At 72.7% G+C, this 21,921-nt stretch carries 20 protein-coding genes; 13 read left to right on the top strand and 7 right to left on the bottom strand.

All coding sequences use genetic code 11. From position 1 onward, the window contains the following. Positions 1-125: 125 nt before the first annotated feature. The gene (locus tag ACODR5_RS08580; RefSeq protein ID WP_460818299.1) at positions 126-1,553 is read right to left on the bottom strand and encodes an NAD(P)H-quinone dehydrogenase; all 1,428 of its coding nucleotides are present in this window, start codon (positions 1,551-1,553) and stop codon (positions 126-128) included. A 163-nt stretch (positions 1,554-1,716) separates the two neighbouring features. Between ACODR5_RS08580 and ACODR5_RS08575 the strand changes: the two genes are divergently transcribed. From ACODR5_RS08575 to ACODR5_RS08560, 4 genes are all read left to right on the top strand, one after another. After that, on the top strand, positions 1,717-2,541 hold the full coding sequence (locus tag ACODR5_RS08575) for a purine-nucleoside phosphorylase (RefSeq protein ID WP_488983339.1): 825 nt from the start codon (positions 1,717-1,719) through the stop codon (positions 2,539-2,541). Next, positions 2,538-4,190, top strand: coding sequence for a phospho-sugar mutase (locus tag ACODR5_RS08570; RefSeq protein WP_488983338.1), 1,653 nt, complete (start codon positions 2,538-2,540; stop codon positions 4,188-4,190). The genes ACODR5_RS08575 and ACODR5_RS08570 overlap by 4 nt, the downstream gene beginning before the upstream one ends. Before the next feature lie 192 nt (positions 4,191-4,382). Beyond that, on the top strand, positions 4,383-5,309 hold the full coding sequence (locus ACODR5_RS08565; RefSeq protein ID WP_449854047.1) for a hypothetical protein: 927 nt from the start codon (positions 4,383-4,385) through the stop codon (positions 5,307-5,309). A 139-nt stretch (positions 5,310-5,448) separates the two neighbouring features. Further along, on the top strand, positions 5,449-5,703 hold the full coding sequence (locus ACODR5_RS08560) for an HPr family phosphocarrier protein (RefSeq protein ID WP_460818303.1): 255 nt from the start codon (positions 5,449-5,451) through the stop codon (positions 5,701-5,703). A 123-nt stretch (positions 5,704-5,826) separates the two neighbouring features. On the opposite strand, the gene ACODR5_RS08555 is transcribed toward ACODR5_RS08560, so the two are convergent. Further along, positions 5,827-7,764, bottom strand: coding sequence for a BglG family transcription antiterminator (locus ACODR5_RS08555; RefSeq protein WP_488983337.1), 1,938 nt, complete (start codon positions 7,762-7,764; stop codon positions 5,827-5,829). A gap of 154 nt (positions 7,765-7,918) precedes the next feature. Between ACODR5_RS08555 and ACODR5_RS08550 the strand changes: the two genes are divergently transcribed. From ACODR5_RS08550 to ACODR5_RS08530, 5 genes are read left to right on the top strand one after another with little or no spacing between them, the layout of a single operon-like run. Continuing rightward, positions 7,919-8,245 (top strand): PTS sugar transporter subunit IIB, encoded by a 327-nt coding sequence (locus ACODR5_RS08550; protein WP_449854050.1) that lies wholly within the window; start codon positions 7,919-7,921, stop codon positions 8,243-8,245. A 13-nt stretch (positions 8,246-8,258) separates the two neighbouring features. Continuing rightward, a complete protein-coding gene (locus ACODR5_RS08545) occupies positions 8,259-8,534 on the top strand; it encodes an HPr family phosphocarrier protein (RefSeq protein ID WP_449854051.1) in 276 nt (91 codons plus the stop codon). A 5-nt stretch (positions 8,535-8,539) separates the two neighbouring features. After that, entirely contained in the window at positions 8,540-10,192 is a 1,653-nt protein-coding gene (ptsP, locus tag ACODR5_RS08540; RefSeq protein WP_488983354.1) for a phosphoenolpyruvate--protein phosphotransferase, read from the top strand. A gap of 50 nt (positions 10,193-10,242) precedes the next feature. Further along, positions 10,243-12,261 (top strand): PTS mannitol transporter subunit IICBA, encoded by a 2,019-nt coding sequence (locus ACODR5_RS08535; RefSeq protein WP_449854053.1) that lies wholly within the window; start codon positions 10,243-10,245, stop codon positions 12,259-12,261. Positions 12,262-12,265: 4 nt separating this feature from the next. Then, positions 12,266-13,405, top strand: coding sequence for a mannitol-1-phosphate 5-dehydrogenase (locus ACODR5_RS08530; RefSeq protein WP_488983336.1), 1,140 nt, complete (start codon positions 12,266-12,268; stop codon positions 13,403-13,405). A gap of 60 nt (positions 13,406-13,465) precedes the next feature. On the opposite strand, the gene ACODR5_RS08525 is transcribed toward ACODR5_RS08530, so the two are convergent. The 5 genes from ACODR5_RS08525 to ACODR5_RS08505 all read right to left on the bottom strand — a co-directional run bounded on the left by ACODR5_RS08525 (position 13,466) and on the right by ACODR5_RS08505 (position 18,056). Next, entirely contained in the window at positions 13,466-13,864 is a 399-nt protein-coding gene (locus ACODR5_RS08525; protein WP_488983335.1) for a DUF4190 domain-containing protein, read from the bottom strand. Between the two features lie 246 nt (positions 13,865-14,110). Next, positions 14,111-15,217 carry an adenosine deaminase gene (locus tag ACODR5_RS08520; protein WP_488983334.1) on the bottom strand — a complete coding sequence of 369 codons (1,107 nt, stop codon included), beginning with the start codon at positions 15,215-15,217 and terminating at the stop codon, positions 14,111-14,113. Beyond that, the gene (locus ACODR5_RS08515) at positions 15,214-16,500 is read right to left on the bottom strand and encodes a thymidine phosphorylase (protein ID WP_488983333.1); all 1,287 of its coding nucleotides are present in this window, start codon (positions 16,498-16,500) and stop codon (positions 15,214-15,216) included. Before ACODR5_RS08515 ends, ACODR5_RS08520 begins: the two co-directional genes overlap by 4 nt. Then, a complete protein-coding gene (locus ACODR5_RS08510; protein WP_449854058.1) occupies positions 16,497-16,892 on the bottom strand; it encodes a cytidine deaminase in 396 nt (131 codons plus the stop codon). The genes ACODR5_RS08515 and ACODR5_RS08510 overlap by 4 nt, the downstream gene beginning before the upstream one ends. A 51-nt stretch (positions 16,893-16,943) precedes the next feature. Further along, on the bottom strand, positions 16,944-18,056 hold the full coding sequence (locus ACODR5_RS08505) for a mannose-1-phosphate guanylyltransferase (protein WP_449854059.1): 1,113 nt from the start codon (positions 18,054-18,056) through the stop codon (positions 16,944-16,946). A gap of 201 nt (positions 18,057-18,257) precedes the next feature. On the opposite strand from ACODR5_RS08505, the gene sdhC reads away from it, so the two are divergent. The 4 genes from sdhC to ACODR5_RS08485 are packed head-to-tail and all read left to right on the top strand — an operon-like array spanning position 18,258 to position 21,736. After that, positions 18,258-18,686 carry a succinate dehydrogenase, cytochrome b556 subunit gene (gene sdhC / locus ACODR5_RS08500; RefSeq protein WP_449854060.1) on the top strand — a complete coding sequence of 143 codons (429 nt, stop codon included), beginning with the start codon at positions 18,258-18,260 and terminating at the stop codon, positions 18,684-18,686. Next, the gene (locus tag ACODR5_RS08495; protein WP_488983332.1) at positions 18,686-19,129 is read left to right on the top strand and encodes a succinate dehydrogenase hydrophobic membrane anchor subunit; all 444 of its coding nucleotides are present in this window, start codon (positions 18,686-18,688) and stop codon (positions 19,127-19,129) included. Before sdhC ends, ACODR5_RS08495 begins: the two co-directional genes overlap by 1 nt. 22 nt (positions 19,130-19,151) lie before the next feature. Then, positions 19,152-20,978 (top strand): succinate dehydrogenase flavoprotein subunit, encoded by a 1,827-nt coding sequence (sdhA, locus tag ACODR5_RS08490; RefSeq protein WP_449854062.1) that lies wholly within the window; start codon positions 19,152-19,154, stop codon positions 20,976-20,978. Beyond that, positions 20,978-21,736: a succinate dehydrogenase iron-sulfur subunit gene (locus ACODR5_RS08485; protein ID WP_488983331.1), complete on the top strand. Its 759-nt coding sequence runs from the start codon at positions 20,978-20,980 to the stop codon at positions 21,734-21,736. The genes sdhA and ACODR5_RS08485 overlap by 1 nt, the downstream gene beginning before the upstream one ends. The last annotated feature ends 185 nt before the right edge of the window (positions 21,737-21,921 follow it).

Below are 21,921 nucleotides of genomic sequence, written 5' to 3'. Positions count from 1 at the left end.
GGAGGTCGCTTCATCTGCCCTCGCTCCGTTCAGCAACCGTGGGGTTCATCCGATCGGTTGCTGAACGGAGCGGCCGGAGGCCGCGGAGATGAAGCGACCACCGCAACCGCTCGAGCAAGGCCGCGTCAGGCGCGGCCGCGGAGGTCGACGCCGTGCATCGCGCGGGCCGCGTCGGTGATCGAGGTCGTCAGCGACGGGTACGCGGCGAAGACGCGGCCCAGCTGATCCACCGTCAGGCGGCGCTCGACCGCGATCGCGATCGGGAAGATCAGCTCGCTCGCCTTGGGGGCGACGACGACGCCGCCGATGATCGTGCCCGATGCCTCGCGCGCGAACAGCTTCACGAAGCCGTCCTTCACGCCCATCATCTTGGCGCGCGCGTTGGCCTCGAGCGGCAGCTTGTAGACGGCCGCGCCCTCCTCCTGCGTCCAGCCGACCGTCGCGATCTCGGGGCTCGTGAAGATGTTCGACGCGATCCGGCGCTCCGAGAACGGGATGACCGCATCGCCCATCGCGTGGAACACCGCGGTGCGGCCGAGCATGCCGGCGACCGAGGCCAGCGGCACGAGGTTCGTGCAGTCGCCCACCGCGTAGATGTTCGGCACCGACGTGCGCCCCACCTTGTTGACCATGATGTGACCGGAGTCGGCCAGCTGCACGCCCGCCGTCTCGAGCCCCAGATCCTTCGTGTTCGGCACCGCGCCGACCGCCATGAGGCAGTGCGAGCCCTCGACGGTGGATCCGTCGGAGAGCGTCACGACCACGCCGTCGCCCGTGTTCACGACCTTCTCGGCGCGCGACTTGGCGAGCAGCTTCATGCCGCCGCGGCGGAACACCTTCTCGAGCACCTTCGCGGCGTCGGGGTCCTCGCCCGGCAGCACCTGCTCGCGGCTGGAGACGAGGGTCACCTGCGAGCCGAGGTTCATGTACGCCGACGCGAACTCGGCCCCCGTCACGCCCGATCCGACGACGATGAGATGCTCGGGCACCGACTCGAGGTCGTACAGCTGCTTCCACGTGAGGATGCGGTCCCCGTCCGGCTTGGCGCCCGGCAGCTCGCGCGGCGAGGCGCCCACCGAGATGACGAACGTGTCGGCCTCGATCCGGTCGAAGTCGGTGCCCTTCGGCCCCGTCGACACGACGACGGCCTCGTCGCCCTCGAGCCGGCCGTGGCCCGAGATGACCTTGACGCCCGCCTCGAGCAGCTGCTCGCGGATGTCCTCGGACTGCTGCCCGGCCAGCGCGAGGATGCGCTTGTTCACGGCGAGCAGGTTGATGGCGACCTCGGGCTTGAGGGGCTTGCCGTTCTCGCCCTTGGCGTAGAACTGCACGCCCAGGTCGCCCGCGTCGCCGATCGAGCGCGCGGCGTCGGCCGTGGCGATGAGCGTCTTCGAGGGCACCACGTCGGTGAGGATCGCGGATCCGCCCACGCCGGTGCTCTCGATGAGCGTCACCTCGGCGCCGAGCTGCGCGCCCGCGATCGCCGCCTCGTAGCCGCCCGGTCCGCCGCCGATGATCGCGATCCGCTGCTTGCGCTCGAAGTCGAAGGTCATGCGGCCCATTCTTCCCTATCCGCCGCGGGGGCATCCCCGACTCTCCCGACCGCGAACCCGCCCTCGATCCGCGAGCCCGCCCTCGATCCGGCGCGGGTTCGCGGATCGGGCGCGGGTTCGGCGACACCGGCGGCGTCAGCCCGGGCCGGTCTATCCTCGTGTGATGACGCATCCCCTCGATCCCCCGGCCGACCCGTTCGTGGTCGCGCGCCGGGCAGCGGACGACATCGCACGCCTCACGGGCGTGGAGCGGCACGACATCGCCGTCACCCTCGGCAGCGGCTGGGGCAAGGCCGCCGACCTCATCGGCGAGACCGTCGCGACGGTCCCGGCCACCGAGGTCACCGGATTCTCGCGCCCCGCGCTGGAGGGCCACGTCGGCACCCTGCGCTCGGTGCGCACGGCCTCGGGCCGGCATGTGCTCGTCATCGGCGCGCGCACCCACTACTACGAGGGCCACGGCGTGCGGCGTGTGGTGCACAGCGTGCGCACGGCCGCCGCGGCCGGCGCGACGACGATGGTGCTCACCAACGGCGCCGGCGGCATCCGCGAGACGTGGACGCCCGGCCAGCCCGTGCTCATCAGCGACCACCTCAACCTCACCGCCGACACCCCGCTCGAGGGCGCGACGTTCATCGACATGACGGATCTGTACGCCGCGCGCCTGCGGGCCGTCGCGCGCGAAGTGGATCCGTCGCTCGACGAGGGCGTGTACTGCCAGTTCCGCGGGCCGCAGTACGAGACCCCGGCGGAGGTGCGGATGGCGAGGGCGATCGGCGGCGACATCGTGGGCATGTCCACGGCGCTCGAGGCGATCGCGGCGCGCCAAGCCGGCATGGAGGTGCTGGGCTTCTCGCTCATCACCAACCTCGCCGCCGGCATCTCGGCCACCCCGCTCAGCCACGAGGAGGTCATCGAGGCCGGCCGCGAGGCGGAGGGGCGGATCTCGCGCCTGCTGGCGGATGTGATCGGACGGATCGCGTCGTGACGGCGGTCGATCGGGCGCGCGCCTGGGTGGCGCAGGATCCGGACGCGGTGACCCGCGCCGAGCTCGAGGCGCTCATCGCGGCGGCCGAGGGCGGCGACGCCGACGCCGCGAACGACCTCGAGGCGCGGTTCGCGGGCCGGCTGCAGTTCGGCACGGCCGGGCTGCGGGGCGCGCTCGGCGCCGGGCCCCTGCGCATGAACCGGGTGCTCGTGTCGCAGGCCGCCGCCGGATTCGCCGCGTACCTGCGCGAGCGCATCCCGGATCGCGCGCCGGTCGTGGTCGTCGGCTACGACGGGCGCCGCAACTCCGACGTGTTCGCGCGCGACTCGGCCGAGCTGTTCGCGGGCGCGGGCCTGCGGGCCGTGCTGCTGCCGCGCCTGCTGCCCACGCCCGTTCTGGCGTTCGCGGTGCGGCACCTCGGTGCCGACGCGGGCGTCATGGTCACCGCCAGCCACAACCCGCCCGACGACAACGGCTACAAGGTGTACCTCGGCGGCGACGACGCCGGATCGCAGATCGTCTCCCCCGCCGACGGCGAGATCGCCGCACACATCCAGCGCGTCGCCGACACCGCCCGCGTCGGCGAGCTGCCGCGGGGCGAGTTCGAGACGGCGCCGGAGGATGTCGTCGACGCGTACGTCGCCGCGACGGCGGCCGTCGCCCCCGCGCCGCATGCCGCTGCCGGCATGAACTGGGCGTACACGGCGATGCACGGCGTCGGCTGGCATACCTTCGCGCGCGTGCTCGACGCGGCCGGCTACCCCCGGCCGGCCCTCACGGCCGCGCAGATCGATCCGGACGGCACGTTCCCGACCGTGTCGTTCCCCAACCCCGAGGAGCCGGGGGCCATGGACCTGGCCTACGAGACGGCGACCGCCGCCGGGGCGGAGTTCGTGCTCGCGCACGATCCGGATGCGGATCGGCTGGCCGTGGCGATCCCGGACGGCGGCGGCTGGCGGCGACTCACGGGCAACGAGATCGGCCTGTTGCTCGGCCTGCGCGCGGCCCGCGCGGCCCAGGGCACGCCGGGGGCGACGCTCGCGTGCTCGCTCGTGTCGTCGCCCGGGCTGAGCGCGATCGCCGAGCGCTACGGCCTCGGCTTCCGCGAGACCCTCACGGGCTTCAAGTGGATCTCGCGCGCGCCCGGGCTCGTGTTCGGGTACGAGGAGGCGCTGGGCTACCTCGTCAACCCCGAGACGGTGCGTGACAAGGACGGCGTCTCGGCCGCCGTGGCCGTGCTGGGCCTGGCCGCCGAGGCGCGCGGCCGCGGCGCGACGATCGCCGACCTGCTCGACGAGCTCACGGCCGAGATCGGCGTCTACCGCGACGGCCAGGTGTCGATCCGCGTCGACGACGTGGCGGTCATCGGGCGGATCATGGCCGCGCTGCGCGCCGATCCGCCCACCACCTTCGGCGAGCGCGCCGTCACGCGCGCCGACGACCTCGCGGCGGGCGCGCCCGGCCTGCCCTCGGGCGACGTGCTGCGCTACGCGCTCGACGACGGCTCGCGCGTCATCGTGCGCCCGAGCGGCACGGAGCCCAAGCTCAAGGTCTACCTCGACGTCCGCGGCGCGGACACGCCCGACGCCGCCGCCCGCCTCGCCGCGCTGGACGCCGCGGTGCGGGAGCTGCTCGCCGAGTTGTCCTGACCCCTCCTCCGCCGAACCCGCGCTCCTTCGCCGAACCCGCGCTCCATCCGGGGCGGGTTCGCTGATCGAGCGCGGGTTCGCGGGGCCGGAGGAGGGCGCGGCTGCTCGTCCACAGGCGGCCGGAGCGAGCGGCGCGGGAGAACCGGCTGTGGAGAGGCGGCCCGGCGGCGGCGCGTCGGGCAGGGTCTGGGCATGGGCCAGAACCTCACCGTGTACAGCCGCACGGATCTCGAGCACGCCGGGGCCAGCGATCACGCGATCCGCCAAGCCGTGTCGGCGGAGCGCCTCCACCGGATCCGGCCCGGCGCCTACGTCGACGCGGCCGACTGGACCGCGGCCCCGATCGAACAGCGCCAGCGCGCCGCCGCGGCGACCGCCCTCCGCGCCAGCCGCGGACCGCTCGTGCTCGCGGGCATCACCGCCGCGGCCGTGCACGGGCTCCCGCTGTTCCGCCTGCGGGACGAACGCGTCCACGTGCTCTGCCACGCCGACCGCGTCGCCGCGAAGAACCCCTTCGTCATGCGCCACGAGGTGCCGTTCACGGACGACGATCTGACGCTGGTAGACGGCATGCCCGTCACATCGCTCGACCGCACGGTCTGCGACGTCATCCGCTCGATCCCGCTAGAGGCCGGCGTCGCCCTCGCCGACGCCGCGCTCGCGATGGCGCCCGACGGCGCGGACGAACTCCGCGCGCGATTGGTGCGGCGCATCGCCTGCCTTCCCGGGGCGCGCGGCATCCGGCGGGCACGGGAGGTCGCGGCCTTCGCCGATCCGCGATCCGGTTCTCCCCTCGAGAGCGCAAGCCGGTGGTTCCTCCACGTTCTCGGCTTCCGGAACGTCCGGATCCAAGAGCCCTTCCCCGGCCCGAACGGCGCGGATTACCTGCTCGATTTCCGCTTCCGACGCGGGATCGGCGAGGTGGACGGCGCGACGAAGTATCGCGATCCGGCCTTCCTCGCGGGGCGCACTCCGCAACAGGCTCTCATCGACGAGAAGCGCCGCGAGGACTGGATCCGGGGGCGCACCCAGGAGCCTTTCGCCCGGTGGATGGATCGCGACATGCCGAACGCCCGCGCGCTCGGCGCGCACCTGGCCTCCTTCGGCATCCGCCCCTGACGCCGAACCCGCGCTCGATCGCCGAACCCGCCCCGGATCCGGCGCGGGTTCGCGGATCGAGGGCGGGTTCGCGGATCGAGGGCGGGTTCGCGCAAAGAGGGCGCCGTCGCCAGCGTGGGGCGGCCGGTAGCGTGGGGGCGTGCAGCGGAACATCGTGGTGACGGCGGCCGACGGGCTGCACGCGCGCCCCGCCGCGCAGCTCGCCCAGCTCGCGCGGCAGCTGCCCGGCACGCTGCACCTGCTGATCGGGGGCCGCGTGGTCAACGCCGCCAGCGTGCTCGCGGTAATGGACCTCGAGCTCTCCCCCGGCACCCCGGTCACCCTCGAGGCCGAAGGCCCCGCCGCCGAGGCGGCCCTCGCCGCCGCCACAGCGATCCTCGCGCCCCCGCACTGACGCCGAACCCGCGCTCGTTCACCGAGCCCGCGCCGGATCCGGCGCGGGCTCGCGGATCGAGGGCGGGTTCGCGGAAGGAACGGGGGCCAACCCAGCCCGGCCCCAACCCGGCCCCAACCCCGCTCAGCCGTCGATGACGGCGGCGAGCTCGTCGAGGAAGGATGACAGGTCGGTGCCGCGGCGGATGAGGCGCTGCGCGCTCTCGGGCTCGCCGAACACCTCGACGAACTGCTCGAACACCGTCTGGAACGCCGCGCGGTCGCTCTCGCTGAACGCCACGAGCGCCACGACGTTCACGCGCCCGTCACCCCACGCGATCGGCTGATCCGCGATCCCCAGCGCGATCGCCGTGCGCCTCGCCGTCATGCGCAGCGCGTGCGGCACCGCGAGCGTCTCGGTGAACGCCGTCGACGACAGCCGCTCGCGCTCGATCGTGCTCTCCACATACTCCTCGCCCACCACGCCCTGCGCCACGAGCATCGCGCCGAGGCGCCGGATCACGCCCTCCTCGCCGCCGGCCGCGTCGATCCCGCGCACGAACGCGCCGGGCGCGAAGTAGCGCGCCAGCTCCGCGCGCAGCCGGCCGAGCCGCCGGGCCCGCCGCACGCGCGCCGCGGCGGCCGTGACGCGCTCGACGTCGACGTCGGTGAGGAACGGCTGGATCCGCACGATCCGCTCCGACGGCACGGGCGGATCGATCGTCGTGAGCACAAGATCCGTGCCCATCCCGTCCCAGTCGACGTCCACGCGCGTCTCGACGTTCGTCACCTCGATCGAGCGGCCCAGCGAGCGGACGACGCTCGAGCGCAGCAGCTCGTGCAGCTCGTAGTAGCCGGGGCACACGATCGTCGCGGTGAGCGTCGTCTCGGCGCGGCGGCTGCGCTCCAGCCGCCCGCCCACGTGCATCGCGATGTAGGCGATCTCGTCGTCCCGGATCGGCACCCCGAGCGTCTCGGACAGCTCGCCGGCGATCGAGACGGCCACGTCGAAGATCATCGGATACGCCGACTTCAGCGTGCGCGTGAGCGGGTTGCGCGACCACGCCTGCTCGCGCGCGCGGTGCACGAGGTTCTGCACGTGCAGGGCGAGTCGCTGCACGAAGTCGTCGTGCGCGATGTCGACGAGGTAGTCCTCGGCCGCACGCGTCACCGCCGCCGAGACGGTCGCCGCAATCTGCGGATCCGGGCGCGCCCCGCCCGGCTCGCCCGGCGCCCCCGGCACCACGATGCGGGTGAGCACGAGCGCGGCCAGGTGCAGCCGGTCGCCCCGCCCCAGCTCCACGCCGAAGTGCGTGCGGGCGAGCTCGCCGATCGCGTCGGCGACCCGCTCGCGGGTGGGGTCGGCCTCGCCGTGCGCGGCCTCGAGGGCGTGCCCCTGCGCCACGCGGTCGGCGGCGATCGCCCCGTGCAGCACGACGTCGGAGGCGGCGAACTCGTTCACGAAGAACCCGAGCCGCCCGAGCTCTGCGACGAGATCGGCCTTGAACGCCCCGAGCGCGCCGGACGGGATCGCGAGGGCGTCGGCCGCGCGGCGCAGGGACGCCAGGTCGAACGCGCCGTCGTCCATCTCGTCGTGCACGAGGCGGCTGACGAAGCGGCGCCTGGCCAGCTCCGTTCCCGTCAGCCACAGGCGCGATCCCTGCCGCTCGAGCGCGAGCCCCGACCCCGCGGCCCCCGCACCGGGCCCGCCCAGCAGCGCGCGCACGCGCCCCAGGTCGGCCTCGAGCGTGGCCGAGCTCACGTGCAGGCGGTCGGCGGTGTCGAACACGTCGATGCCCTCGTCGGCGTCGAGCAGCGCGCGCACGATCGCGTGCAGCCGCTGCCGCGGGGTGCCCGGCTCGGCGTCGGCGTGCAGCGCGGCGGCGGCGCCCGGCAGCGCGCGGTAGCCGGCGGGACCCGACTCGATGGCGTCGCCGCCGGGCACGCGCGCGTTCACCGCGGTGACGTACGAGCGCACGCTGCGCGGCGTGACGCCGAGCTGGTCGGCCAGCGTCGCCGCGGTCATCCAGTCGCCGCGGCGCAGCAGGATGCCGAGCATCCGATCCTGCCGTCGCCTGGTCATGTGCGCCTCTCTCGTCCCCTCGTTCAGTCAATCACGCGGCGCCGCGGGCCGATCCTCCGCGCCGAGCCGATCTTCCGCACGGGGGGAAAGAACGCTGGTTGCTCCGCCCCCTCGCGCCCGCGCAGGATCGATCGGAAGGGAAAGTTGGAGATCGATGAGGATCCTTGTGGTGTGCGGCGCCGGCGCGTCCAGCACGTTCGTCGCCCTTCGCATCCGTCGCGCCGCCCAGGCCGCGGGACTCGAGCTCGCCGCGTTCGCCGGCACGGAGCTCTCGCTGCCGATCGACCTCGACTCCGCCGACGTCGTGCTGCTCGGCCCGCACCTGCATCGCTCGCTCGATGACGTGCGCGCCCTCGCCGCCCCGCGCGGCGTGGCCGTCGGCGTCCTCCCGGACGACGTGTTCACCGACCTCGACGGCGCCCGCGCGCTCGCGCTGGCCCGCGCCGTCGCCGATCAGGGCGCCGACCCGGCGTCCGCCTGACGAAGGGATGCCCATGAGCACCATCTCCCGCACCGTCCGCATCGCCGCCTCTCACGGCCTGCACGCGCGCCCCGCGAAGCTGTTCGCGCAGGCCGCCAAGGACTCCGGCGTCGAGGTCACGATCGCCAAGGGCGACGGCAAGCCCGTCAACGCCGCCAGCATCCTCGGCGTCATCGCTCTGGGCGCCAACACGGGCGACGAGGTCACCCTCGAGGCCACGGGCGAGGGCGCGGAGGCCGCGCTCGACCGCCTCGTCGAGCTGCTCGAGACCGACCAGGACGCCGAGTGACCGCCATGACCGACATCCGCGGCGTCGGCATCGGCCAGGGCGTGGCCCACGGCCCGATCGCGCGCATGGCGCCGCGGCTCGAGGCGCCGAGCGACGCGCGCAGCACGCGCACGCCGGACGACGAGAAGGCCGCGGCCGCGCAGGCCGTGGCCGCCGTGGCGGCCGAGCTGAACGCCCGCGGCGAGCGCGCCGGCGGCGCCGCTCAGGAGGTGCTCGAGGCGCAGGCCATGATGGCCGAGGACCCCACGCTCGAGGAGCAGGTGAGCGCGCTCATCGACGAGGGCCACACGGCCGAGTACGCCGTGCACACGGCGTTCGCGCGCTTCGCCCAGACCCTGCAGGAGATGGGCGGCTACCTCGGCGAGCGCGCCGCCGATCTCGCCGACGTGTCGCAGCGCGTCATCGCGCAGCTGCGTGGCGTGCCCGCGCCGGGCGTGCCCGAGCTCGACCACCCCTTCGTGCTCGTGGCCGACGACCTCGCCCCCGCCGACACGGCGCTGCTCGACCTCGACAAGGTGCTCGCCGTCGTCACGACCGAGGGCGGCCCCACCTCGCACACCGCGATCCTCGCCGGCGACAAGGGCATCACGGCCGTCGTCGGCACGGGCGAGCACCCCGGGCTCGTCGACGGCGCCACGGTGCTCGTCGACGCCGCCGCCGGCCTCGTCGTGCTCGATCCCACCGACGCCCAGCGCGCCGAGGCCGACGAGCGCACGGCCCAGCGCCTCGCCGCCGCGGCCGCGCCCGTCACCCCCGGCGAGCTCGCCGACGGCACGGCGATCCCGCTGCTGGCCAACCTCGGCAACCCCGATGCGGCGGCCGAGGCGGTCGAGCTGGGCGCCGAGGGCGTCGGCCTGTTCCGCACGGAGTTCCTCTTCCTCAGCGCCGACGAGGCGCCCACGGTCGAGGCCCAGCGCGCCTCGTACGAGAAGCTGCTCGCGGCGTTCCCCGGCCAGAAGGTCGTCGTGCGCGTGCTCGACGCCGGCGCCGACAAGCCGCTGAAGTTCCTCACCGACGGCGACGAGCAGAACCCCGCGCTCGGCCTGCGGGGCCTGCGCAGCCTGCGCGCGCACGAGCAGATCCTGCGCGACCAGCTCACCGCCCTCGCCCAGGCCGACGCGGCGACCGACGCGGACCTGTGGGTCATGGCGCCCATGGTCTCGAACGTCGAGGAGGCGGCGTACTTCACCGCCCTCGCGCACGAGCACGGGCTGAAGACCGCCGGCGTCATGGTCGAGGTGCCCGCCGCGGCGCTGCTGGCCGACGCGATCCTGCAGCAGACGGACTTCGGATCCATCGGCACGAACGACCTCGTGCAGTACACGATGGCCGCCGACCGCCTGCTCGGCACGGTGTCGTCCTTCCAGGACCCGTGGCACCCCGCCGTGCTGCGGCTCATCGCCGAGGTCGGCGCCGCGGGCGCCCGCCACGGCAAGCCGGTCGGCATCTGCGGCCAGGCCGCGGCGGATCCGCTGCTCGCGGTCGTGCTCGTGGGCCTCGGCGCCACGACGCTGTCGATGTCGCCGCGCTCGCTCGTCGACGTGCGCGCCGAGCTGAAGCGCCACACGCTCGACGACGCCCGCCGCATCGCGCAGGCCGCCCTGGCCACCACCGACGCCGACGCCGCCCGCGAGGCCGCGCGCGCCGCCGTCTCCTGAACCTCTCCTCCCCCTACCCGAAACCCACACATCAGAAAGACGAGTCACCCATGACTGACACAGCAGCTCCGGCGAAGTCGCCGGGCGCCGTTCGCGTGGGCGTGCAGAAGTTCGGCACGTTCCTCTCGGGCATGATCATGCCGAACATCGCGGCCTTCATCGCCTGGGGTCTCCTCACCGCCCTCTTCATCGACACCGGCTGGCTGGGCAACACCGGCCCCGTCGAGGCCTGGCGCTGGGCCGACTCCGCCATGCTGGGCGGCGGCACCACGCCCGACGGCACCGAGTGGCTGGGCCTCGTCAGCCCGATCATCACCTACCTCCTGCCGCTGCTCATCGCCTTCACCGGCGGCAACGTCGTCTACGGCCACCGCGGCGGCGTCGTGGGCGCGATCGCGGCCTTCGGCGTCATCGTGGGCGCGGCCGGCACGGTCATGTTCCTCGGCGCCATGATCGCCGGCCCGCTGGCCGCGTGGATCCTGAAGCAGGTCGAGAAGCTCTGGGCCGGCAAGGTCAAGGCCGGCTTCGAGATGCTCGTCGACAACTTCTCGGCCGGCTTCGTCGGATTCTTCACGGCGCTCGCGGCGTTCTTCTGGCTCGCGCCCGTCATGAAGTGGCTGACCGACCTCCTCGGCGCAGCCGTGGGCTGGCTCGTCGACACCGGACTCATCCCGCTCGCGAGCATCATCGTCGAGCCCGCGAAGGTGCTGTTCCTGAACAACGCCATCAACCACGGTGTGTTCACCCCGATCGGCACCCAGCAGGTCGAGGCCACCGGCCGCAGCCTGCTGTTCCTCGTCGAGGCGAACCCCGGCCCCGGCGCCGGTCTGCTGCTCGCGATCGCCGTGTTCGGCGTCGGCGCGGCGCGCGCGACCGCTCCCGGTGCGTGGATCATCCAGTTCCTCGGCGGCATCCACGAGGTCTACTTCCCCTACGTGCTCGCCAAGCCGATCCTGCTCCTCGGCCTCGTCGCCGGTGGTGCCACGGGCGTGCTGACGAACGTGATCTTCCAGTCGGGCCTCGTCGCCCCCGCCTCGCCGGGATCGATCTTCGCCGTGCTCATCCAGACGGCCCCCGGCAGCCACATCGGCGTCATCCTCTCGGTCGTCCTGTCGGCCGGCGTCACGTTCCTCGTGAGCATGATGTTCCTGCTCGGCAGCCGCAAGCGCGACCTCGCCGCCGAGGCCGCCGGCTCGGACGGCTTCGCGTCGGCCATCGCGCAGACCGAGGCCAACAAGGGCCGCAAGTCGAGCGTGCTCGGTGGCCTCGCCGCCGGCGGCGCCACCACCGCCACGAAGACGATCGAGAAGGTCGTGTTCGCGTGCGACGCGGGCATGGGATCGTCGGCCATGGGCGCCAGCGTGCTGCGCAACAAGTTCAAGGCCGCCGGCATCCAGGGCGTCACCGTCACCAACAAGGCGATCGCGTCGCTCGACGGCACGGCCGACCTCGTCGTCACCCAGCAGCAGCTGACCGATCGCGCCAAGCAGCGCGAGCAGTCGGCCCTGCACGTCTCGGTCGACAACTTCATGAACTCGCCGCGCTACGACGAGATCACGCGGATGCTGGTCGAGCAGCAGCAGGGCGGCGCCCCCCTCGCGGCCGTCGAGGCGGAGACGCCTGCGGCGACGGCCGCCGACGTGCTCTCGGTCGAGCGCGTGCGCATCCACTCCGGCTCGGCCACCCGCGAGGAGGCCCTGCGCGAGGCCGCCGACATGCTCGAGGCCGCCGGTGCCGTCACGCCCGCGTACTACGACGCCATGCTCGCCCGCGAGCGCACGGTGTCGACGTTCATGGGCAACGAGCTGGCGATCCCGCACGGCACCAACGACGCCAAGTCGGCCGTGCTCGGCTCGGCGCTGACCGTCGTGCGCTACGACGGCGGCGTCGACTGGGACGGCGACACGGCGACCTTCGTCGTGGGCATCGCCGGCAAGGGCGACGAGCACCTCGCGCTGCTGTCGAACGTCGCGACGCTGTTCTCGGACGAGGAGCAGATCGCGAAGCTCAAGGCCGCATCGACCCCGCAGGAGCTGTACGCGCTGCTCCAGACGGTGAACGAGGGCTGATCGCATGAAGGCTGTGCACTTCGGCGCGGGCAACATCGGCCGCGGCTTCGTGGGGCTGCTGCTCCACCAGGGCGGGTACGAGCTCGTGTTCTCGGACGTGGCGGCGCCGCTCGTCGACGCCATCAACGCCGCGGACGCGTACACCGTGCACGAGGTGGGCGAGGGCGGCCGCGACCACGTGGTCACCGGGTTCCGCGCAATCGACAGCGCGCAGGATCCGGACGCCGTGGCGGCGGAGGTGGCGGCGGCGGACGTCGCCACCACCGCCGTGGGGCCCACCGTGCTGCGCTTCATCGCGCCGCACCTCGTGGCGGGGCTGCGGCGGCGCGATGCCGCCGCGGCGCCGCTGCAGGTGATGGCGTGCGAGAACGCGATCGGCGCCACCGACACCCTGCGCGCCGAGATGGCGGCGGTCGCCGGCGACGAGTGGGACGAGCTGGCCCCGCGCGCGGTGTTCGCGAACACCGCCGTGGACCGGATCGTCCCCGGTCAGCCGGAGGGCGCCGGGATCGACGTGACGGTCGAGCCGTTCTACGAGTGGGCGATCGAGCGCGCGCCGTTCGGCGACACCCCGCCGCACATCCCCGGCGCGCACTTCGTCGACGATCTCGGCCCGTACATCGAGCGCAAGCTGTTCACGGTGAACACCGGCCACGCGACCGCGGCGTACCTCGGCGCGCGGGCCGGCCTCGAGCGGATCGCCGACGCGCTGGCGGACGAGGCGGTGGCGGCCGGCGTGGCCGCCGCGCTCGAGGAGACCTCGGCGCTGCTGGAGGCCAAGCACGGCTTCTCTGCGGCGGAGCTGGCCGAGTACCGGTCGACCATCCTCGGCCGGTTCCGCAACCCCGCGCTGCCCGACACGGTGCAGCGCGTCGGCCGCCAGCCGCTGCGCAAGCTGTCGCGGCACGAGCGGTTCATCGGCCCCGCCGCCGAGGCCGCCGAGCGCGGGCTGGGGGTCGACGCGCTGCTCGCGGCCGTCGGCGCGGCGCTCGCGTTCGACGACGCCGCCGACGAGCAGTCCGTCGAGCTGCGCCGCCTGCTGGGCGAGCTCGAGCCGGCGGCCTTCGTGGCGCAGGTGACGGGTCTGGAGCCCGCGCATCCGCTGCACGACCGCCTCGTGGAGGTCGTCGCCGCCGCGCGCTGATCCCTCTCGCGCGGACGAAGGCGGCCACCCGGGACTCCGGGTGGCCGCCTTCTCGTGGTGTCAGTAGCCGTACTGCGACAGGGCGGCCGCGACGATCGCGAACCAGGCGATGACCGCGATGATCCCGAGCGCGAGGAAGACGATGCTGAGGATCAGGCCGATCTTCGCCGGGGTGTTCTTGAAGCCGGCCTGCTTGGACTGGTTCAGCGCGATCGCCGAGACGATGAGTCCGGCGAGCGCGAAGACGAACGCGAGGACGAGGCCGACGATGCCGAGCGTCTTGCCCGGGTAGTCGTCCGGCGCGTACTGCTGTCCGTAGGCCGGCTGTCCGTACTGGCCGGGGTAGCCGCTCTGCTGCGGCGCGTACGCCGGCGGCGCGGGGTAGCCGGGCTGCTGAGATCCCCCGGGGTAGCCGGAGTTGTCGGGCGACGGCGGCGGGGGCGGGTAGTCGTTGCTCATGAGTTCTCCCGGATATCGGAGGTGCTGCGGGCGCGCGGTGCGTGCGCGGGACCCTCTCACGGTAGCGCGCGAGGCCGCCCCGCGTCCGCCCGAACGGCGGGGAGAACTCCCCGTGAGTGAAGTTGCCGAGGTCGCTTCATCTTCGTTCGCTTCGCTCACTCCGTTCAGCAACCGTGGGGTCGCACCCGTCGGTTGCTGAACGCCAGGCGCGCAGCGCCGGAGATGAAGCGACCACTCCAACCCGCGTCAGACGCGGAAGCCCGCGCGGATGAGGTCGGCGAGCTCGTCGCGCTCGGGCAGCGGCAGGAAGGCGGCCTCGGCGGCGGTCACCTGGAACCGCTCGAGCTCGGCCAGCCCGTAGCCGAACGCCTCGCTCAGCAGCGTCAGCTCGCGCGTGAGCGACGTGCCGCTCATGAGCCGGTTGTCGGTGTTGACGGTCACGGCGAAGCCGAGGCGGCGCAGCAGGTCGAAGGGGTGATCGCCCAGCTCGCGGCCCCAGTCCGCGAACCCGGCCGTCTGCACGTTCGACGACGGCGACAGTTCGAGCGGGATCCGCCGATCCCGCACCCACGCGGCCACCTCGCCGAGCCGCACCTCGGCGGCATCGGTGCGGCCGGGCCGCGCGGCGCCGGCGCGCTCCCCCGGCACGACGAGGTCGTCGGCGACGCGGACGCCGTGGCCGAGCCGCAGCGCCCGCCCGTCGCGCAGCGCCGAGCGGATGGAGTCGACGCCCGCCGCCTCGCCCGCGTGCACGGTCACCGGCACGAGCGCCTCGGCCAGCAGCCCGAACGCCTCGGCGTGTGCCGAGGGCGGGAAGCCGTCCTCGGGCCCCGCCAGGTCGAAGCCGACCACGCCCGCGTCGCGCGAGGCGATCGCGAGCCGCGCGATCTCGGCCGAGCGCTCGCCGTGCCGCATCGCCGTGAGCAGCTGCCGCGCCCGGACGGGCCGGCCCGCCTCGGCCGCCGCGCGCTCGCCCTGCGCGAAGCCGTCGGCCACGGCCGCCACGGCCTGTGCGGGCGTGAGCCCGCCGGACGTGTGCAGCTCGGGCGCCCAGCGCACCTCGCCGTACACGACGCCGTCGGCGGCCAGATCCTCCACGAACTCCCGCGCGATCCGCTCCAGGCCCTCCCGCGTCTGCATCACCGCGAGCGTGAGGTCGAACGTGCGCAGGTACTCCGGCAGCGATCCGGATGTGCACGCCCCGACGAACCACTCCCCGAGCGCCCGCGGATCCGCCGCCGGCAGCTCCAGACCGATCCCCTCGCCGAGCTCCAGGAGCGTCGCCGGGCGCAGGCCGCCGTCGAGGTGGTCGTGCAGCGATACCTTGGGCAGGTCGCGGATCGCGCCCGTCACGCCGCGATCCGCTCGGCGATGAGGGGGCGCGGCGCGGGCGCCTCGCCCGCGATGTCCCACGCGTCGCCCAGCGCCTCGAGCGCGCGGTCGAAGCGCGCGGCGTCGTCGGCGCTCAGGGTGAACAGCGGCTGGCCCGCCGTCACCCGCTCGCCCGGCTTGGCGTGCAGGTCGATGCCGGCGGCATGCACGACCGGGTCCTGGGCGCGCGCCCGGCCGGCGCCCAGGCGCCACGCCGCCACGCCGAAGCCGAAGGCGTCCATCCGGGCGACCACGCCGTCCCGCGGCGCCGTGACGGTGTGCGTCTCGCGCGGGGCCGGCAGCGTGGCGTCGGCGTCGCCGCCCTGCGCGGCGATCATCGCGCGCCAGGAGTCCATCGCGCGGCCGTCGCGCAGCGCCGCCTCCGGATCGGCATCCGGCAGGCCCGCGAGCGCGAGCATCTCGCGCGCGAGCGCCACGGTGAGCTCGACGACATCCGCGGGGCCGCCGCCGGCGAGCACCTCGACCGATTCGCGCACCTCGTTGGCGTTGCCGATCGCCCGGCCGAGCGGCGTGCTCATGTCGGTGAGCAGCGCCGTGGTGCGCACGCCCGAGTCCTCGCCCAGCGCGACCATCGTGTGCGCCAGTTCCCGCGCCCTCTCGGGATCCTTCATGAAGGCCCCGGATCCGAACTTCACGTCGAGCACGAGCGCCTCGGTGCCCTCGGCGATCTTCTTCGACATGATGCTCGAGGCGATCAGCGGGATCGCCTCGACCGTGCCGGTCACGTCGCGCAGCGCGTAGAGCCGCTTGTCGGCCGGCGCCAGCCCCGCACCCGCCGCGCAGATCACCGCGCCGACGTCGCGCAGCTGCGCCATGAGCTCGTCGTTCGACAGCGCCGCGCGCCAGCCGGGGATCGACTCGAGCTTGTCGAGCGTGCCGCCCGTGTGCCCGAGGCCCCGGCCCGACAGCTGCGGCACCGCCACGCCGAACGAGGCCACGAGCGGCGCGAGCGGCAGCGTGATCTTGTCGCCCACACCGCCCGTCGAGTGCTTGTCGACGGTGCGCTTGCCGAGGCCGGCGAACGACATCCGCTCCCCCGAGGCGATCATCGCCTCGGTCAGGACGCGGATCTCCTCGCGCGTCATGCCGTTCAGCAGCACCGCCATCGCGAAGGCCGACATCTGGGCGTCGGCCACGTAGCCGCGCGTGAACGCGTCGATCATCCATCGCAGCGCGGGCTCGGGTACCGCGCCGCCGTCGCGCTTGGCGCGGATGACGTCGACGGCGTCGAACGGCTCGGTCACCGCACGATCTCCAGGTCGCGCGGCCCGAACGCGTCGGGCAGCACCTCGTCGATCGTGCGGATGCCCGACACCGTCTCGAGCAGCATGCCGGGCACCGAGAACTCGTACAGCAGCTGGCGGCAGCGGCCGCACGGCATGATGACGTCGCCGTCGCGGTTCACGCACACGAACGCCACGAGCTGCCCACCGCCCGTGGCGGCGAGGTTCGAGACGAGCCCGCACTCGGCGCACAGTCCGAGCCCGTACGAGGCGTTCTCGACGTTGCAGCCGGTCACGATGCGTCCGTCGGTCGCGATCGCCGCGGCGCCCACGGGGTAGCGCGAGTACGGAACGTATGCCCGCTCGAGCATGGCGGTGGCCGCGTCGCGCAGCCGATCCCAGTCGATGTCCATCGCTCGATTATCGCCCTTCCGTCCGCCGCGGCGCGGAGCCCCGCGCCGCCGCTACAGCACCGCGTCGCGGCCGCGTGCTTGCAGCGCGCCGACCACGCTCTTCACGCGCTGCGCGTGGGCGCTGTTCGTCACGAGCAGCGCGTCGGCCGTGTCGACGACGATGACGTCGTCGAGCCCCACCACCGCGATCACGCGGTCGGTCTGCGATACGACCAGCCCGTGCGATTCGTCCGCCAGCACGCCCTTGTTCTCGCCCAGGATCGACACATCCTGGCGCCGGCCGTTGGAGACGAGGTTCCACAGGCTCGCGAAGTCGCCCACGTCGTCCCAGTCGAACTGGCCGGGCACCACCGCGAGGCGCCCCTTCTCGGCGGCCGGCTCGGCCACGGCGTAGTCGATCGCGATCTTCTTGAGCGCGGGCCACACCCGGCCGAGCACCTCGTCGCGCGCATCGGTGTCCCACGCGGCGGCGATCTCGAGCAGCCCCGCGTGCAGCTCGGGCTCGTTGGCCTCCAGCTCGCCCAGCAGCACGTCGGCGCGCGAGATGAACATGCCCGCGTTCCACAGGAACGAGCGGTCGGCGAAGTACCGCCGCGCCGTGTCGAGGTCGGGCTTCTCGACGAAGCGCTCCACGGTCGACGCCATGGGAGCGTCCGTCACGTCGAGCTCGTCGCCCGTCTTGATGTAGCCGAAGCCGACCGAGGGCTCCGACGGCGTGATCCCGATCGTGCAGATGTACCCCTCGCGCGCGACGGCCACGGCCTGCCGCACGGCGAACTCGAACGCGCGCTGGCGCTGGATCACGTGATCCGCCGCGAACGATCCGATGATGACGTCGGGATCGCGGCGGTGCAGCACGGCGGCGGCCAGGCCGATCGCGGCGGCCGAGTCGCGAGGGTCGAGCTCGTGGAAGACGTTGGCGGACGGGATGTCGGGCAGCGTCTTGCCCACCGCGGGGCCGTGGGCCACGCCCGTGACCACCGAGATCCGGTCGGGGCCCGTGAGCGGCAGCAGGCGGTCCCACGTCTCGCGCAGCAGCGACACCCCGGAGCCGGTCAGATCGTGCAGGAACTTCGGCGCCTCCGCGCGCGAGAGCGGCCACAGGCGCGAGCCGATGCCGCCGGCGGGGATGACGGCGAAGAAGTCCGGGATCGTGTCGCTCATGCCCACAGGCTAACGGCCGCGGCCGCCGCGCACCCGGGCACGACCTCGCGCCGGCCCCGCGAGGTCACGGATTCATCTCGACGTCGATAGTTAGGGTGCCCTTCGTCGCCGCGCTCGCGGGGCGGGAATAGGATGAAGGCGTTCGGCAGGGACGCTTCGGTTCCGCCGTCCGCGAAACCTCGCATCGACAAGGAGGCCGTCGTGTCCACCACCGCACGCCCGACGCCGTCGGTGTCGGAGACCACCTCGAAGACGCCGCGGGGCACCCTCTACCGCGGGCGCGAAGGAATGTGGTCGTGGGTGCTGCATCGCATCACCGGCGTCGCCATCTTCTTCTTCCTCCTGGTGCACGTGCTCGACACCGCCCTCATCCGCGTCTCGCCGGAGGCGTACAACGCCGTCATCGGGACGTACCAGACCGAGATCATGGGCCTCGGCGAGGTCGCGCTCGTCGGCGCGATCGTGTTCCACGCCTTCAACGGGCTGCGGATCATCCTCGTCGACTTCTGGGCCAAGGGCGCCAGGTACCAGCGCTGGCTGTTCTGGGGCGTCATCGGCGTCTGGGTCGTCGTGATGGCCGGCTTCACGCCGCGCCACCTCATCAACGTCTTCTCGGGAGGTGGGCACTGATGACCGCCGACGCCATCGCCGCCCCGCGCTCGGCGCGAGGCCGCGGCTCCAACTGGGAGAAGTGGGGCTGGCTCTACATGCGCGTCTCGGGCGTGCTGCTGATCGTCCTCATCTTCGGCCACCTCATCTCGAACCTGATCCTGCCGGAGGGCGGCGTGCAGGCGATCAACTTCGCGTTCGTCGCCGGCAAGCTCGCCTCGCCGTTCTGGCAGTGGTGGGACGTGCTGATGCTGTGGCTGGCCTTCATCCACGGCGCCAACGGCATGCGCACGATCGTGAACGACTACATCCGGGGCGCCCGCCTGCGCACCGCGCTGGTGTGGGCCATCTGGATCGCGGCCGCGCTCATGATCGTGCTCGGCACCCTCGTGGTGTTCACCTTCGACCCGTGCCTCGGCGTGACCCCGGACAGCGTCCTGTGGGACTCCTGCCCCGCCGCCTGAACCGACTGAAGAGAGCGGATTCGTGACTCAGAAGTACCCCGACGCCGAGCTGAAGAACGGCGTCTACCACCACCAGTACGACGTCGTGATCGTCGGCGCCGGCGGCGCCGGCATGCGGGCCGCCATCGAGGCCGGCCCCGGCGCCAAGACCGCGGTGGTGACCAAGCTCTACCCCACCCGCTCGCACACGGGCGCGGCGCAGGGCGGCATGGCCGCGGCGCTCGCGAACGTCGAGGAGGACTCGTGGGAGTGGCACACCTTCGACACGATCAAGGGCGGCGACTACCTCGTCGACCAGGACGCGGCCGAGATCCTCGCCAAGGAGGCGATCGACGCCGTCATCGACCTCGAGAACATGGGCCTGCCGTTCAACCGCACGCCCGACGGCAAGATCGACCAGCGTCGCTTCGGCGGCCACACCGCCGAGCACGGCAAGGCCCCGGTGCGCCGGGCCTGCTACGCGGCCGACCGCACGGGTCACATGATCCTGCAGACGCTCTTCCAGAACTGCGTCAAGCTCGGCATCGAGTTCTACAACGAGTTCTACGCGCTCGACCTCATCACCGTGAAGGACGACGAGGGCCGCACCCGGATCGCCGGCATCGTCGCGTACGAGCTCGCGACGGGCGACCTGCACGTCTTCCACGCCAAGTCGGTCGTCTTCGCCACGGGCGGCTTCGGCAAGATGTTCAAGACCACCTCGAACGCCCACACCCTCACGGGCGACGGCGTCGGCATCATCTGGCGCAAGGGCCTGCCGCTCGAGGACATCGAGTTCTTCCAGTTCCACCCCACCGGCCTCGCCGGCCTTGGGATCCTCCTCACCGAGGGAGCGCGAGGCGAGGGCGCGATCCTGCGCAACGCCTCGGGTGAGCGCTTCATGGAGCGCTACGCCCCCACGATCAAGGACCTCGCGCCCCGCGACATCGTGGCGCGCTGCATGGTCAAGGAGGTCCTCGAGGGCCGCGGCGCCGGGCCGAACAAGGACTACGTCTACCTCGACTGCACCCACCTGGGCGCCGAGGTGCTCGAGACCAAGCTGCCCGACATCACGGAGTTCGCGCGCACGTACCTGGGCGTCGACCCCGTCGTCGAGCCGGTGCCGGTCATGCCGACCGCGCACTACGCGATGGGCGGCATCCCCACGAACAACGACGCCGAGGTGCTCGCCGACAACGACACCGTCGTGCCCGGCCTGTACGCGGCCGGCGAGTGCGCGTGCGTCTCGGTGCACGGCGCCAACCGCCTGGGCACCAACTCGCTGCTCGACATCAACGTGTTCGGCAAGCGCGCCGGCATCAACGCCGTGAAGTACGCGCAGAGCGCCGACTTCGTGCCCCTCCCGGACGACCCCGCCAAGGAGGTCCGCGAGATGCTCGAGACCATCCGCACCCGCAAGGGCACCGAGCGGATCGCCGACATCCGCACCACGCTCCAGGAGGAGATGGACAAGAACGCCCAGGTGTTCCGCACCGAGGAGACGCTCACGAACGTCCTCGGCACGATCCACGACCTGCGCGAGCGCTACCAGAACGTGTACGTCGACGACAAGGGCAAGCGGTACAACACCGACCTGCTCGAGGCCGTGGAGCTGGGCTTCCTGCTCGACCTGGCCGAGATCGTCGCCTACGCCGCGCGCAACCGCAAGGAGAGCCGCGGCGGCCACATGCGCGAGGACTACCCCGACCGCGACGACGCCAACTACATGCAGCACACGATGGCGTACCTCACGGGAGACCCGCACTCGCCGGATCCCGAGGACCACATCAAGCTCGATTGGAAGCCCGTGGTGTTCACGAAGGATGACGCCGGCGAGCTCCGCTACGCACCCATGGAGAGGAAGTACTGATGTCGTCCGCCGCACCCGAGGCTCCCGCCGAGGAGCAGGCCGTCCAGTCCTACCTGGTCACGTTCATGATCCGCCGCTTCGACCCCGAGGTCGACAGCGAGCCGAAGTGGGTCGACTACGACGTCGAGATGTACTCGACCGACCGCGTGCTCGACGCCCTGCACCGGATCAAGTGGGACATCGACGGCTCCCTCGCGTTCCGCCGCTCGTGCGCCCACGGCATCTGCGGATCCGACGCCATGCGCATCAACGGCCGCAACCGCCTGGCCTGCAAGACGCTCATCAAGGACCTCGACATCTCGAAGCCCGTGTACGTCGAGGCGATCAAGGGTCTCCCCCTGGAGAAGGACCTGATCGTCGACATGGACCCCTTCTTCGAGGCGTACCGCGAGGTGCAGCCGTTCCTGCAGTCGAAGTCGGCGCCCGAGAAGGGCAAGGAGCGCCTGCAGACGATCGCCGACCGCGAGCGCTTCGACGACACGACCAAGTGCATCCTGTGCGCCGCGTGCACCACGTCGTGCCCCGTGTTCTGGACCGACGGGCAGTACTTCGGCCCCGCCGCGATCGTGAACGCGCACCGCTTCATCTTCGACTCGCGCGACGACGAGGCCCAGGTGCGCCTGGACATCCTCAACGACAAGGAGGGCGTGTGGCGCTGCCGCACGACCTTCAACTGCACCGAGGCGTGCCCCCGCGGCATCGAGGTCACGAAGGCGATCGCCGAGGTCAAGCAGGCCGTCCTGCGCGGCCGGGTGTGAGACCCGCCCGATGAGAAGGGGCTCGGCTTCGGCCGGGCCCCTTCTTTTCAGAAGCGTCTGCGCCGCTCGGGCACCCGCTTTGCGGTTTTTCTTTTCAGAAGCGTCTGCGCGCGGTCGGGCACCGCTTCGCGGTGCCGCTCGCGTGCTCGCGCTCTCGCGTCCCGCGAGAGCGAGGCGGCGCTTCG

The sequence above is a fragment of the Microbacterium sp. FG3 genome, from assembly GCF_057809335.1.
The sequence above is the reverse complement of the archived record's forward strand: the minus strand, read 5'-3'. Positions and strand labels throughout refer to the sequence as shown.